This is a genomic window from Streptomyces sp. NBC_00620, from assembly GCF_026341825.1.
Taxonomy (GTDB): Bacteria; Actinomycetota; Actinomycetes; order Streptomycetales; family Streptomycetaceae; genus Streptomyces.
Map to the genome: position 1 here is coordinate 2,527,581 of NZ_JAPENY010000001.1, position 13,514 is coordinate 2,541,094.

The following is a 13,514-nucleotide window of genomic DNA, read 5'->3' on the forward strand; positions in this document are numbered from 1 at the left end:
GGCTCAGTACTGGTAGAAGATCCGGTCCCCGTACTCCGTCATCACGCGGTTGTTCCACTCGTGGCCGCCGTCCACGTTGCCCGAGCGCAGGAGCGGGGGCTCGATGCCGCGGTCGGCCAGGGCGCCCGCGGCCGTGGCCATGACGGCCTGGAGGAGGGCCGTGGTGACGACGGTGGAGGCGGGGCCGAAGGGGGCCTGGACGGTGTCCTGGGTGAGTTCGGCGTCGCCGACCGGGATCCTCGAGTCGAGGACGATGTCGCAGTGGTCCTTGAGGTAGGTCCCCGAGACGTGCCGGGACTCCGTCTCCGTCGTGTACGCGACCGAGGTGACGCCGATGACCTTGAGGCCGAGGGCGCGGGCGCTCATGGCCATCTCGACGGGGAGTGCGTTGCGGCCGGAGAGGGAGATGATCACGAGCAGGTCGCCGGAGCGTGCCGGGCTGGAGTCCAGGACGACGCTCGCCAGGCCGTCGACCCGTTCCAGGGCCGAGCCCAGGGTCGCCGGCATGACGTCGACACCCACGACGCCGGGTACGACGAGCAGGTTCATCAGGGCGAGGCCGCCCGCGCGGTAGACGATGTCCTGGGCGGCGAGGGAGGAGTGCCCGGCGCCGAACGCGAAGAGTCGTCCACCGGTGGCGACGGTGTCGGCGATCAGGGCTCCGGCCGCCTGGATCTCTCCGGCGTCCTCGTCCCGCACCTGTTGCAGCAGGCCGATCGCCGCGTCGAAGAACTGTCCGGCCAGCTTGCTGTCGCTCATCGGCGAAGCCCCTTCGAATTCTCGGCGAAGTCCCGTCGAAGTCTCGTCACCGTCGACGCGTCGCGGATCACGTTGCGGTCTGGACCAGCGTGCTGTCAATACGGCGGGTGATACCGCGGGCAGTACGTGGTGCAACGTGACGCGGGGCTCGTATACGGGGCTTTCGCCCGGGTCGGGACCGCCGTGGAGGGTGTTCGGAGGCACTCGTAACCACGTGGTTTCAACGGCGAGGCACGCTTGTCAGTGGTATGCGTCAGAATTGAGTCCAGGGCCAGCGCACAAGCCGGTGAGCCACGGAGCCTCCGGCAGAGCTAATCGAGGGGCACACATGTCCGGACTGATCGACACCACGGAGATGTATCTCCGCACCATCCTCGAACTGGAGGAGGAAGGCGTCGTCCCCATGCGCGCCCGGATCGCGGAGCGGCTGGACCAGAGCGGCCCGACGGTCAGCCAGACGGTGGCGCGCATGGAGCGCGACGGCCTGGTGGCGGTCGCCAGCGACCGGCACCTGGAGTTCACCGACGAGGGGCGGCGGCTGGCCACGCGTGTCATGCGCAAGCACCGGCTCGCGGAGTGCCTCCTCGTCGACGTGATCGGTCTGGAGTGGGAGCAGGTGCACGCCGAGGCGTGTCGCTGGGAACACGTGATGAGCGAGGCCGTGGAGCGCCGGGTGCTCGAGCTGCTGCGCCACCCGACGGAGTCGCCGTACGGCAACCCCATCCCGGGCCTGGAGGAGCTGGGCGAGAAGGACAGCGCCGACCCGTTCCTGGACGAGGGCATGGTGTCGCTGGCCGAGCTGGACCCGGGCGTCGACGGCAAGACCGTGGTCGTACGGCGTATCGGCGAGCCGATCCAGACGGACGCGCAGCTGATGTACACGCTGCGGCGGGCGGGCGTGCAGCCCGGCTCCGTGGTGAGTGTGACGGAGTCCGCGGGCGGGGTCCTGGTGGGCAGTGGTGGCGAGGCCGCGGAGCTGGAGGCGGACGTCGCTTCCCACGTGTTCGTCGCCAAGCGCTGAGGCGCCGGAGGGCACGTCAACTGCCGCGACCACAGAGGCAGTTGTGACGCCTGCGTGACCTCACCGAAACCAAGATTCAGTGTGCAGAATCGCAGCGCTGGGACCATTTGCGTGCGAGGCTGTCGCGTGAGGCATATGACCTGAGAGCTCTTGACCGTGTCCGAGAGCGATGGCGCGCGGTCGGGGAGGGGGCGGAAGGATGTGCCGCAGTTGTGGAGAGGGCCCCGGCGCCGATTGGCGCCGGGGCCTGTCCTCCCCTGTACTGACCCGGAGCCCCGAGCTCCCAGGGTCATTCCCTTCGGACCGGTTTCCCCGAGCGGCCCGCCCCCCGCTGAAGATCTCCCCTCGGCGGAGGCGGTCAATCCTTGAGCATGGTCACTCGAACGAGGGGTGTTGCCGCCGAGAAAGGCATTCTCGAATCCCCATTCGATAACGTGGCGGCGTAGTCGGGGTACCACGGGTACTCGCAGGACAGCAGTCAGCAAAATCCCAGCAGCAGTCGGCAGAATCCGGCAGCGGTCGGCAGAATTCAGCATCGGTCAGCGGCAATCCAGTGCAAGCGGGCAGCAGGAGCAGGGGTACGACGAGGTAGGAAGCGGTACGAGTGGACCGGCCGGCTCGAGCGGGAGCGAGGCGGTCCGAGCGAGCTAGGGGGGTGCCATTACCTGTGGTGCGGCGCATCGACGTGACGGGAGCGGGTGGCGTACGCCTCGCCGCCTGGGAGTTCGGGGACCCTCCCAAGACCGAGGAGGTCTCGCGGGCGCCCGGCGTGCTCTTACTGCACGGCCTCATGGGCCGCGCCTCCCACTGGGCCTCCACCGCCCGCTGGCTCTCCGAACGGCACCGCGCCGTCGCACTCGACCAGCGCGGCCACGGCCAGAGCGACAAGCCGCCCGAGGCCGCCTACACCCGCGAGGCATACGTCGAGGACGCCGAGGCCGCTCTCGAGCAGCTGGGCCTGGGCCCGGCAGTCCTCATCGGCCATGCCATGGGCGCCCTGACCGCCTGGCAGCTCGCCGCCAAACGCCCCGATCTCGTCTCCGGTCTGATCATCTGCGACATGCGGGCGTCGGCGCTGGGCGCCGCCTCGCAGCGTGAGTGGGAGGACTGGTTCAAGGCCTGGCCCGTTCCCTTCGCGACGCTCGCCGACGTACGCAAGTGGTTCGGCGAGGACGACCCCTGGGTGGAGCGGCCGAATCCGTCCCGCGGCGAGTTCTACGCCGAGGTGATGCACGAGTCCGCCGACGGCTGGCGCCCGGTCTTCGAGCCCGCGCAGATGCTCAAGTCCCGCCAGACCTGGGTGTACGACGCCCACTGGGAGGAACTCGCGCAGGTCCGGTGCCCCGCCCTGGTCGTACGGGGTCTCGACGGCGAGCTCGGCCGGGCCGAGTCCCAGGAGATGGTCCGCGTCCTGCCGAACGGCCAGTACGCGGAGGTGGCCGACGCCGGCCACCTCGTGCACTACGACCAGCCGGACGCGTGGCGCGTGGCGATCGAACCGTTCCTGGACGGGGTCCTGACGCCCTGACGTCCTCAGGTCCTGAGCGTCAGCCTTTGCTCACCGCCGTCAGGATCTCCGGCAGCCGCGCCGCCGTCCGCGGCGCCGCCAACCGCAGTCCGCACCACGTGATCAGGGTGCCGTACCCGGCACCCAGCGGCAGCAGCAGCCACATCCACTCGTCGCCGTCCGCCGAGGTGTTCAGCCAGATCGTGAGAACGATGACGGGAGCGGACAGCAGCGCGGCCGAGATCATGCCGCCGAAGATCGAGATCCAGGCGAGCCCGGCCTGGCCGGGGGCCACGTTCTTGTAGCCCTCCTGGGGGATCGAGTACGGGAAGCGGGCCGAGGACCACGCGCCGGTCGCCAGCATCGCGCCGAGCAGCGCGAAGGAGAGGCCGAGCACCTCGGGCAGCGCGCTCCAGTCGTCCAGCATCGCCGTCGTCAGGACGGTCACGAGGGCCGTGTACGGCAGGGTGATCACCAGCAGCGCCAGCGCGCGCCCGCGCAGTTCGACGTACGCGTCCCGGGTGGACGAGATCGTCATCGCGACCATCCAGAACGCGGACGTGTCCTGCCCGAACTGGTTGTACATCTGGATCCCGAGCATCCCGGCCGCGAAGCAGGCGAAGTAGATCGAGCCGGTGCCCTGCAGGGCGTTGAACACCGGCACGATCAGCCCGATGGCGAGTGAGGTCACCCAGGCCGCCTTGGTCTTGGGATCGCGCCACACATAGCGCAGGCTGCGCTCCATGACGGTCCCGGTGCGGCCCGTGGGCAGCAGCCGGCCGAGGCCGGTGGAACCCCGCTCCCGCGCCGCGGGCTCCGCAGCCTGCAGCGTCGACCCGTCCGGCGAGGTCATCAGCCGGGTCAGGTGATGGGACCAGAGCGCCAGCAGCCCCACCAACGCGGCCGCGCTCAAGGCGAGTTGGGCGGCTCCGATCCCGTACGACCCCTCACTCACCGAATGCACCGCGCCGATCGCCGACGCGGGCGGCACCCAGCTCAGCACATCCCCCAGCGTGTCGAGCTCGGAGAGTCCACCCGACGAATTGAGCCGCTGCGCACCGAAGTTGACCACCTGCGCGCCGATCGCGATGAGCAGGCCGCTGAGCACCGCGAGGTCGCGGCCCCTGCGGCTGGTCAGCAGCCGGATGTTGGCGGCGGCGACGGCGCGTGCGAGGGCCACGCAGACGAGGAGCCCGAGGGCCGCGGCGACGACGGCGGTGACGTACGCCGCCGTGCCGTGGGCCACGGAGATCACGGATCCGGTGAGCAGGCACAGGGCGAACAGCGGTCCGATGCCGACGAGTGAGGCCGCGAGCAGCGCCCGTACGAGCGGGCGTGGCCGCAGCGGCAGCATGACCAGGCGGGTCGGGTCGAGCGTCTCGTCGCCGCTGGAGAAGAAGAGCGGCATCACGGCCCAGCCGAGCGCCAGGAGCGCCACGAGGAGTGCGGCGACGGCGACGGCGTGCGCGTTGCCGCGCAGCGCGATCAGGCCGAGCAGTTGGAGGGCCCCGAAGAGGAGGACGAGGATGGCTGAGGCGACGTACGCGGCCCGCCGTCCGGCCGACTGCCGCAGCCCGTTGCGCAGGAGCGACAGCTTCAGCCGTACGACGACGGGTGTGATCGACGCGGCGGAGACACCGGCGTTCGCGCTCATCGCGCGCCGCCGCCCAGCCAGTCCAGGTCGGCGCCGGCGGCTCGGCCGTTCGCGCCGACCAGTTCCAGGAAGGCCTGCTGGAGGGAGGGGGCGCTGCCGGTGACGTCCGCGAGCGGGCCGTGCGCGCGGATGCGCCCCGCGGCCATCACGGCGACCCAGTCGCACAGCGACTCGACCAGTTCCATGACGTGGGAGGAGAAGACGACCGTGGCGCCCGATGCCGTGTACCGCTCCAGGACGCCGCGGATGATCTGCGCGGAGACCGGGTCGACGCCTTCGAACGGCTCGTCGAGGAAGAGGACTTCGGGGTTGTGGAGGAGGGCGCAGGCGAGGCCGATCTTCTTGCGCATGCCCGTCGAGTAGTCGACGACGAGTTTGTGCTGGGCGCCCGCGAGGTCGAGTACGTCGAGGAGCTGGGTGGCCCGTTTGTCGACCTCGGCGCCGGGCAGGCCGCGCAACCGTCCGGTGTAGCCGAGGAGTTCGCGCCCGGAGAGCCTTTCGAAGAGCCGGAGCCCCTCGGGCAGGACACCGATCCGCGCCTTGACCTCCACCGGGTCGCGCCACACGTCGTGGCCGACCACCTCGACGGTGCCCTGGTCGGGCCTCAGCAGCCCGGTCACCATCGACAGGGTGGTGGTCTTGCCGGCCCCGTTCGGACCGACGAGCCCGATGAACTGCCCCGCGGGCAGCTCCAGATCGATCCCGGCGACGGCGACCTGCTCCCCGAACCGCTTCCAGAGCCCCCGCACACGCACGGCGGGCACGCCGCCCCCTGCTCCCTCGGTCATACAGGCACCCTAAGGGCCAACGCCCGTCTTTAGGGGCGCGGGACTCTGCCTTCAAGCGGCTCCGCCGCGGGGCGCGACCAGCCACGACGGATCCGCAGAATACGACGGCGCTGCGGAAGCTACCGGCGTCCCTCCCGCCCGCAGGCGTAGGCGAGCGGCGAGATCAACTCCTCCGCATCCGGCAGCCACCGGTTCGCGGGCGTGGGCCGACGGGCCCACTGCACGGCGCCCTGCGACCCGTACCGGGTGGGCGGACCCGCCACGTACGACCCCTCGCCCAGGGCGACCAGGTCGAGGGAGGCAGGCGGCCAGCCCAGCTTCCGTACGAGATCGGAGACCTTCGCGGAGGCCCCCGGAAGCACGAAGAAGTGCATGCGCCGGTCCGGCGTGCAGGTGACCGGCCCGAGGGTCAGCTCCATCCGCTCCATGCGGGCGAGCGCGAGGAACCCGGCCGTCTCGGGCACGTCGATCGCGTCGAACGTACGCCCGGTCGGCAGCAGGATCGACGCCGTGGGCTGCTTCGCCCACAGCCGGCGCGCGACGGTCGCACTGCCCGTGGCCTGCGTCGCCCAGTCCTCGCGCGCCGGGTGCGCGCCGGGTAGGGGGCACGCCGCCTCGCCGCAGGAGCAGCGCTGCACTCCGTCGACGGCTTCCAGCCAGGTGCCGGGGAACACGTCCCAGTGGCGCTCCTCGGCATAGCGCACGGCGGTGTCCTGCAGCGATTCGCCGCGCTGCTTGGGGATCTGTGCGGTCTCGGTGCCTGCGATGGTCTCGTCCACGTGGAACTCAACTCCCGCGTCCACCTCGGGTTACGGGGGACGCGCGCGCGGGGGAGGAGCATCGATTCCGCACGTGGGGCGCATGGATGCACGGGTGGGGGCGCGCATGGGGAAACGCGGCGGGGGCTGGGTAACCCACGTGAGGGGTTGGGTCACTGCCCTTACCCCGGCAATCCTCACATGTCTCGCATCTTCGGTATGTCTGCGGGGCATTGATCTTCTTGGCCGAGTTCTTTCGCTGTTCTTCACTGGGTTCGGCCGCTGAGGACACGTCAACTCGGTGCGTGGGCAGGCACCGCAGCCACAGGGGGTACGCCATGGCCGCAAGGCCGCTCGTCGCGCGGCAGCCGAACGAACGACTGCAGGCGCTCATCCAGGAAGCGGGTTGCTCGAACGCCGGGCTGGCCCGCCGGGTCAACATGTGCGGCGCGGAGCACGGTCTCGATCTGCGCTACGACAAGACGTCCGTGGCGCGCTGGCTGCGCGGACAGCAGCCGCGCGGACGTGCTCCAGCCATCATCGCCGAGGCGCTCGGCCGCAAGCTGGGCCGTACGGTCACGATCGACGAGATCGGCATGGCCAACGGCAAGAACCTCGCGTCCGGCGTCGGTCTCCAGTTCTCGCCGACCGTACTGGGGGCCATCGAGCAGGTCTGCGAGCTGTGGCGCAGTGACGTCGGCCGCAGGGACTTCCTCTCCGGCTCGTCCGTCGCCGCCTCCGCGCTCGTCGAGCCCAGCCGCGACTGGCTGATCTCCTCGCCGGACTCCCAGGTGGCGCGCTCGGCGGGGCCGCGGGTCGGGGTCTCGGACGTCGCGGCGGTCCGCGCGATGACCCAGGCGCTGGTGGACCTGGACCACCAGTACGGCAGCGGGCATGTACGCCCGGTCGTCGTCCACTACCTGAACAGCGTGGTCTCCGGGCTGCTCGCGGGCTCCTACCGGGAGGCGGTCGGGCGTGAACTGTTCGCCGCCGTGTCCCGGTTGACGGAACTCGCGGGCTACATGGCCATCGACACCGGTCAGCCGGGCCTCGCCCAGCGGTACTACATCCAGGCGCTGCGGCTCGCCCAGGCGGCCGGGGACCGGGCGTACGGCGGGTACGTACTCGCCGCGTCCATGAGCCACTTGGCGGCGCAGCTCGGCAACCCGCGCGAGATCGCGCAGTTGGCGCGCGCGGCGCAGGAGGGGGCGCGCGGGCGGGTGACTCCGCGCGCGGAGTCGATGTTCTACGCCGCCGAGGCGCGCGGGCACGCGCTCCTGGGCGACGCGCGCGCCGCTCAGGTGGCGTCCGGCCGGGCTGTCGGCGCACTGGAGTCGGCGGACGCGGCCTCCGGGGACGACCCGACGTGGATCTCGCACTTTGACGAGGCCTACCTGGCCGACGAGTTGGCGCACTGCCACCGGGACCTCGGACAGGCGGAGGCGGCCGCGCGCTGCGCGGAGGAGTCCCTCGCCGGGCTTCCCGAGTCGAAGGCCCGGCGGCGTGCGATCGGCTACGTACTGCTCGCCACCGCGCAGGTCCAGCAGCGCGAGGTGGAACAGGCGTGCCACACCGGGCTGCGCGCCGTCGAGTTGCTCGGCACGCTCCGTTCCAACCGGGGCGCCGACTATCTGGAGGACTTCCAGCAGCGCCTGGAGCCGTATCAGGACGAGTCGGTGGTACGGGAGTTCGGCGCGCGGATGGAGTTGCAGGCCGCGGCGTGAACGGCTGGTGATCCAGGGCGTGAACGGACGGGAAACGATCAAGAGGGTTGTGAGGGGAGGCATATGTAGCGCAAAGGGGAGCGGATCTGTTACCGCGGTCACAGGTGTGGTGGTCACGCCCTGTGCTGCGTGGCACGGGGTTGCGGGGACCCGGTAGCGTGAGCCGATGATTCCGAAGGTCCCCCATTCGTAGGAGTCCCGGTGACGCAGAGTGGACAGGGCGAAGAGCCCTCGCCGCGACCCGCGCGCGAAGGCATCGTGCTGCCCTCCGACGGCGGCGCGCCCCTGTTGCCGGGTACGACGGGCGACCGTACGACCCCGGCGGGCGGCCAGGCCTGGGACCGGCCCTGGGGACCCGACCAGCAGGCGGCCCCCGCCCCGCAGCCGGGACAGCAGCCGGACCAGGGCTGGGGGGCACCGTTGAACGGCACCCAGACCTGGGGAGCCGCCCAGCCGCCGGGGCCCAACGCGCCCGCCGCCGACTGGGGCACGCCCGACGCGTCCCAGGGCTGGGCTCCCGCGGAACCGAGACCGGGATGGGGCGACAACCCGGCCCAGCAGCAGCCGATGCAGGAGCTGCCGGGCGCGTACGGGGCTCAGGAACTGCCGGGCTCGCTGCCGGGCTCGCGTGGAGCCCAGCAGCCGCAGGGCTTCGCTCCGCAGTCGCAGCCCGCGCCCGGTGCCGGGACGCTGCCGCCCGAGGGCGCGTCGGCTCCGTCGTACGGGAGCGCCCAGGTTTCCTCGTACGGGGGCGCTCAGGCTGCGTACGAGGGTCATGACGGCGGCGTTCCGCAGGGACCGCCCGTCGCGCAGCCGCTGCCGCCCGTGGATGCGGGTGTGGGTGGAGGCGCCGGTGTGGGGTCGAGTGTGCCGCTGCCGCCTGCCGCTGTTGATGGTGCGACGCAGTACATCCCGCACATACCGCCCGCCCCGCTCGCAGACGAGGGGGCGACTCAGTACATCCCGCACATTCCGCCCGCCGCCTCCGTGCCCGCGCCCGCGGCCGTGCCCGATGAGGGCGCCACCCAGTACATCCCTCCGGTGGGCCCGGGGGCGCTGCCGCCCGAGGTGCAGGCCGACGCGACCCAGTTCCTGGGGCGGGCGCCCCAGGGCGGTGCCGGACCGCTGCCTCCTGCCGCGCACCCGGACGCGCAGGCCACGCAGTACATCCCGCCCGTTCCCGCGCAGTCGGGCGGGGCGCCCTACGGGGTACGTCCGGGCGGGCCGGAGGACAGGCAGCCTCCGGCGGAGTTCGACAACCTGTTCCGCAGTGAGCCGTCGGCGCCCGCGTCGACGCAGCAGCTGCCGCGGTTCGACCCTTCGGCTCCGCACGGCGCGCAGGCCCCGCAGGCCCCGCAGGGGGCGCACGCCTCGTATGGCGCGCAGGCTCCCGGCGCGTACGGCGCGCAGAACCCGGGTGCCTACGGCGCGCAAGCCCCGGGCGCGCCCGGAGCGCCGGGCGGACGCGCTGCCGCGCGGCGCGGGGGCGCGAATGACGGCGGTGGCGGGCGCGGAGGGCGCGGCGGCTCGCGTGTTCCGCTGATCGCCGCGGTCGGCATCGGCATCGCCGTGCTCGGTATCGGCGCCGGCGCCCTGCTCAGCAGCGGCGGAGACGCCGACAGCGACGACAACAGCACGACCGTGTCGGCGACCGCCCCCGCCACGGAGGGCTCGGAGTCGGCGTCCGCCGCCGACCCCGCCAAGGCGCAGGCCGTCGAGCTGGACAAGCTCCTCGCGGACGCCAACGCCAGCCGCGACTCGGTGATCAACGCCGTGGCGGACGTGACGGCGTGCAAGAACCTGGGCCAGGCGGCCAGTGATCTGCGGGACGCGGCCAACCAGCGCGGCGAGCTGGTCACCCGGCTCGACGCCCTCTCGCTGGACAAGCTCCCGAACCACGCCGAGCTGACCACCGCGCTCACCAACGGCTGGAAGGCCTCCGAGTCGGCCGACAACCACTACGCGGCCTGGGCCGACCAGGCGGCCGGCAAGAAGGGCTGCAAGAACGGCCAGGCCCGCGGCACGGGCCAGAGCCAGGCAGCCGTCCGGGACAGCGGCACGGCGAGCACGGCGAAGGAGAAGGCCGCGAAGCTGTGGAACTCCATCGCGTCGAAGTACGGACTGACCGAGCGCACACGCATCCAACTGTGAGCACCGGTTCGCGCAGTTCCCCGCGCCCCGTAAGGGGCGCGGGGCTGTGACATACATGCGGCTCCGCCGCGTGGGCGCGACCAGCCACGACGGACCCGCAGACGACACACCGGACTCCCGGCGGAGCTAGTCCGCGCTCTCCAGCGTCTTCGACATGCTGACGAACCCCTTGCGCGCCGCGACCAGTTGGCCCTTGCTCACGACCTGGAAGGTGACGTCGGCGTTGATGAGGCGGGGGAAGTCGACGGCGGCGATCATGTCCTCGAAGCGCCAGCTGAGGGTCGGGGTGAGCCCGCCGGTGGTCACCTTGAGGCCGTCGTCGAGGGCCCGCCGGATCGCGAGCGCGGACACCTCGCCGTCGCCGAGCGCGTCGACGAGCTTCTCCAGCACGGTGTAGGCGATCCAGGTCGTCTGCACTCCGGCGTCCGTGGGGTCGATCCGGTTGTCGCCGAAGGCGTGGTCCTTGATCACCTTGCGCAGCGGGTCCCAGCCGGCGTCGCTCGCGGGCGGGTACCAGCCGGTGACGTACGCGCCCTCGTACGGACTCGACGCGCCGCCGGTGGAGTTGATCACCGACTGGTCGACGCTGCCGAGGACCGTGCCCACGCCCACCCTCGAGTAGTCCTCGCGGTCGCGCCGGAAGGAGTCCATGAAGGTGTCCGTACGGTCGCCGAGCGCGGGCACCACGCAACCGTTCTTGTACGGGTCGGAGGTCGCGTTCTCCAGGGACGTCTGCGTCTGCCGCGAGTACTCGGTCGCGTCGTCGGCGGCCCGCTGGTCGGAGGCGGACTTGTGGCCCGCCGCCCGCAGGCCGGAGTCGAGCAGCACCGGGAGTTCGTCACCGGCGATGGTGTCCGGACGTATCAGCGAGACCGGGCCGCAGGTCTTGCCGAGCTGCTCGCCGAGGCCGGCAAGGAGCGCGGGCTCGCCGCCGTTGACGGGGTAGGACAGGGGGCTGGTGAACTCGTCGTCGGTGACGCCGTAGCCGCCGATGTAGGGGATGCCCGCGCCCTCCAGGGGGGCGAGGAAGGAGCGGCCGTGCTGGCTGTAGGAGCCGACGACCGCGACGACGTTCTCGTCGACGGCGCGCCGGGCGCAGTTGGCTGCGTCCACGTTGTCGTTGTGGTCGTTGCAGGTGAGGACCTTGAGCTTGCGGCCGTTGATGCCGCCGCGGCTGTTGACCCAGCGGGCGTAGGCCTTCGCCATGGCGGGCATTCCGGGCTTGTTGGTGGCGGCGGTCTGCTCGGGAGCCCACGTCATGACGGTGATGGAGTCGTCCCCGGAGCCCCCCGTGGCACCAGGGATGACCCCACACCCGACGGCGACCGACGCACACGCCACCAGCGCGCCCGCGGACAGCAACGTGGCCTTGAGAGGCCGGGGGAGGACGGGAGAGACGGTGCGCGTGCGTCGACTGCCGGTCATGCACACGCACGATTCCGGCACACCACTAACCAGGGTGTGACCCGCGGTCAACATCAGGTGACTCAGAGGTGAATTGCGGGGGCGGACGATCTGCTCTTCGCGGGGAACGTACGATCGGTGACCGTGCAAGGTTCGGAGAACTCTTCCCGTCGCGGCCGTCGCTCGTCCACCATGGGCGACATGCCACTGAACGACATGCCGTGGTGGCGCTGGCGCAGCAATGTGCGCTCCGCGCTGCACATGCTTTCCGACACCGACTTCCAGCGGGGCGTCTGGCTCGCAGGCGTCGACGGGTACGGGGACGTCACCGACGCCGTGTATCGCCTGGTCGAGGACACCTGGCTGGACAACTGGTCCGCCGAGAAATACGTCGGCACGATCTTCCGGGACTCCCAGGAAGCGGCGCTCGTCGACACCGCCGTGCTCCGCGTCCTGCGGATCATGCACCAGGTCGGACCCGACGCCCTCGTCTCCACGTACCTCGACCACCAGGGCTGGCCGGACGCCGTACGAGCCGCGCGCGACGCGCATGTGCGCCTCGCGGTGAGTGACGGGGAGGACCCCGACATCCCGCCGCGCACGCTTGAGGTGCTGAAGATCCTGACGCGGTCGGCGTAGACCCCGGCTCTCGGTCACGACCCCGGCTCCCGGTCACGACCTCGGCCACGGTCACGACCCCGACCACGGGTAGTCGCGCCGTCCCGTGCCTGACCTGGTCCGCCTGGCGGGACGGGCGCCCGTCGTGGGCGGGCGGTATGGGAACCTGTCCTGCATGAATGAGCAGTCCGTCCGCGGGGCCGCACCCGCCGCCGAGCAGTACGTCCTGACCCTCTCCTGCCCGGACAAGCCGGGCATCGTGCACGCCGTGTCGAGCTACCTCTTCATGACCGGCTGCAACATCGAGGACAGTCAGCAGTTCGGCGACCACGACACGGGACTGTTCTTCATGCGCGTCCACTTCTCGGCGGAGGCGCCGGTGACCGTGGACAAACTGCGCGCGAGTTTCGCGGCGATCGGTGACTCCTTCCACATGGACTGGCAGATCCACCGGGCCGAGGACAAGATGCGGATCGTGCTGCTGGTCAGCAAGTTCGGGCACTGCCTGAACGACCTGCTCTTCCGCGCGCGGACCGGTGCGCTGCCGGTCGAGATCGCGGCCGTGGTCTCCAACCACACGGACTTCGCCGAGCTTGTGGGGTCGTACGACATTCCCTTCCACCACATCGCGGTGACGAAGGACACGAAGGCGGAGGCCGAGGCTCAGCTCCTCGAGCTGGTCCGGGCCGAGAACGTCGAACTCGTCGTCCTCGCCCGCTATATGCAGGTGCTGTCGGACGACCTGTGCAAGCAGCTCAGCGGGCGGATCATCAACATCCACCACTCGTTCCTGCCGAGCTTCAAGGGCGCGAAGCCGTATCACCAGGCGCATGCCCGGGGTGTGAAGCTCATCGGTGCCACCGCGCACTATGTGACGGCCGATCTCGACGAGGGGCCGATCATCGAGCAGGAGGTCGAGCGGGTCGGGCACGGTGTGACGCCGGACCAGCTGGTCGCCATCGGGCGGGATGTCGAGTGCCAGGCGCTGGCGCGGGCGGTGAAGTGGCATGCCGAGCGGCGGATCCTGCTGAACGGGCGCCGGACGGTGGTGTTCGGGTAGGGCGGGTTTCGCCCCCTCCGCCCCTTCCCGTCCCGTGCTTCCGGGCTACGCCCGGTTTCAGCCCCTCCGG

Annotated in this window: 11 protein-coding genes; 6 read left to right on the forward strand and 5 right to left on the reverse strand. The window is 71.2% G+C overall.

From position 1 onward, the window contains the following. Nucleotides 1-3: 3 nt before the first annotated feature. Nucleotides 4-759, reverse strand: coding sequence for an SIS domain-containing protein (locus tag OG246_RS11710; RefSeq protein ID WP_266459729.1), 756 nt, complete (start codon nt 757-759; stop codon nt 4-6). A gap of 328 nt (nt 760-1,087) precedes the next feature. Here OG246_RS11710 and OG246_RS11715 point away from each other — a divergent pair, with 328 nt between their 5' ends. Continuing rightward, on the forward strand, nt 1,088-1,780 hold the full coding sequence (locus OG246_RS11715; protein ID WP_266459732.1) for a metal-dependent transcriptional regulator: 693 nt from the start codon (nt 1,088-1,090) through the stop codon (nt 1,778-1,780). 667 nt (nt 1,781-2,447) lie between these two features. After that, nucleotides 2,448-3,308, forward strand: a complete 861-nt coding sequence (locus OG246_RS11720) for an alpha/beta fold hydrolase (protein ID WP_266464123.1) — start codon at nt 2,448-2,450, stop codon at nt 3,306-3,308. 19 nt (nt 3,309-3,327) lie between these two features. Here the strand turns inward: OG246_RS11720 and OG246_RS11725 are convergent, their stop codons facing one another. The 3 genes from OG246_RS11725 to OG246_RS11735 form a co-directional block, all read right to left on the reverse strand. Next, nucleotides 3,328-4,941 (reverse strand): transporter, encoded by a 1,614-nt coding sequence (locus tag OG246_RS11725; RefSeq protein WP_266459735.1) that lies wholly within the window; start codon nt 4,939-4,941, stop codon nt 3,328-3,330. Then, nucleotides 4,938-5,729, reverse strand: coding sequence for an ABC transporter ATP-binding protein (locus OG246_RS11730; RefSeq protein ID WP_266459737.1), 792 nt, complete (start codon nt 5,727-5,729; stop codon nt 4,938-4,940). Before OG246_RS11730 ends, OG246_RS11725 begins: the two co-directional genes overlap by 4 nt. A gap of 119 nt (nt 5,730-5,848) precedes the next feature. After that, nucleotides 5,849-6,508, reverse strand: a complete 660-nt coding sequence (locus OG246_RS11735) for a bifunctional DNA primase/polymerase (RefSeq protein ID WP_266459739.1) — start codon at nt 6,506-6,508, stop codon at nt 5,849-5,851. Nucleotides 6,509-6,825: 317 nt separating this feature from the next. Between OG246_RS11735 and OG246_RS11740 the strand changes: the two genes are divergently transcribed. Together OG246_RS11740 and OG246_RS11745 are read left to right on the forward strand one after the other, a co-directional pair. Next, nucleotides 6,826-8,211, forward strand: a complete 1,386-nt coding sequence (locus OG246_RS11740; RefSeq protein ID WP_266459742.1) for a transcriptional regulator — start codon at nt 6,826-6,828, stop codon at nt 8,209-8,211. Between the two features lie 201 nt (nt 8,212-8,412). Continuing rightward, a complete protein-coding gene (locus tag OG246_RS11745; RefSeq protein WP_266459745.1) occupies nt 8,413-10,362 on the forward strand; it encodes a hypothetical protein in 1,950 nt (649 codons plus the stop codon). 126 nt (nt 10,363-10,488) lie between these two features. Here the strand turns inward: OG246_RS11745 and OG246_RS11750 are convergent, their stop codons facing one another. Then, complete coding sequence (locus OG246_RS11750; RefSeq protein ID WP_266459748.1) at nt 10,489-11,787, reverse strand: ABC transporter substrate-binding protein; 1,299 nt, start codon at nt 11,785-11,787, stop codon at nt 10,489-10,491. A gap of 117 nt (nt 11,788-11,904) precedes the next feature. Here OG246_RS11750 and OG246_RS11755 point away from each other — a divergent pair, with 117 nt between their 5' ends. Continuing rightward, a complete protein-coding gene (locus OG246_RS11755; RefSeq protein WP_266459751.1) occupies nt 11,905-12,405 on the forward strand; it encodes a hypothetical protein in 501 nt (166 codons plus the stop codon). A 154-nt stretch (nt 12,406-12,559) separates the two neighbouring features. Continuing rightward, nucleotides 12,560-13,444, forward strand: a complete 885-nt coding sequence (purU, locus tag OG246_RS11760) for a formyltetrahydrofolate deformylase (protein ID WP_266459754.1) — start codon at nt 12,560-12,562, stop codon at nt 13,442-13,444. The last annotated feature ends 70 nt before the right edge of the window (nt 13,445-13,514 follow it).

Excerpts from the sequence above, each read along its gene's own strand:
- OG246_RS11710 (WP_266459729.1), bottom strand. The coding sequence starts at position 759 with ATGAGCGACAGCAAGCTGGCCGGACAGTTCTTCGACGCGGCGATCGGC.
- OG246_RS11715 (WP_266459732.1), top strand. The coding sequence starts at position 1,088 with ATGTCCGGACTGATCGACACCACGGAGATGTATCTCCGCACCATCCTC.
- OG246_RS11725 (WP_266459735.1), bottom strand. The coding sequence starts at position 4,941 with ATGAGCGCGAACGCCGGTGTCTCCGCCGCGTCGATCACACCCGTCGTC.
- OG246_RS11730 (WP_266459737.1), bottom strand. The coding sequence starts at position 5,729 with ATGACCGAGGGAGCAGGGGGCGGCGTGCCCGCCGTGCGTGTGCGGGGG.
- OG246_RS11740 (WP_266459742.1), top strand. The coding sequence starts at position 6,826 with ATGGCCGCAAGGCCGCTCGTCGCGCGGCAGCCGAACGAACGACTGCAG.
- OG246_RS11750 (WP_266459748.1), bottom strand. The coding sequence starts at position 11,787 with ATGACCGGCAGTCGACGCACGCGCACCGTCTCTCCCGTCCTCCCCCGG.
- purU (WP_266459754.1), top strand. The coding sequence starts at position 12,560 with ATGAATGAGCAGTCCGTCCGCGGGGCCGCACCCGCCGCCGAGCAGTAC.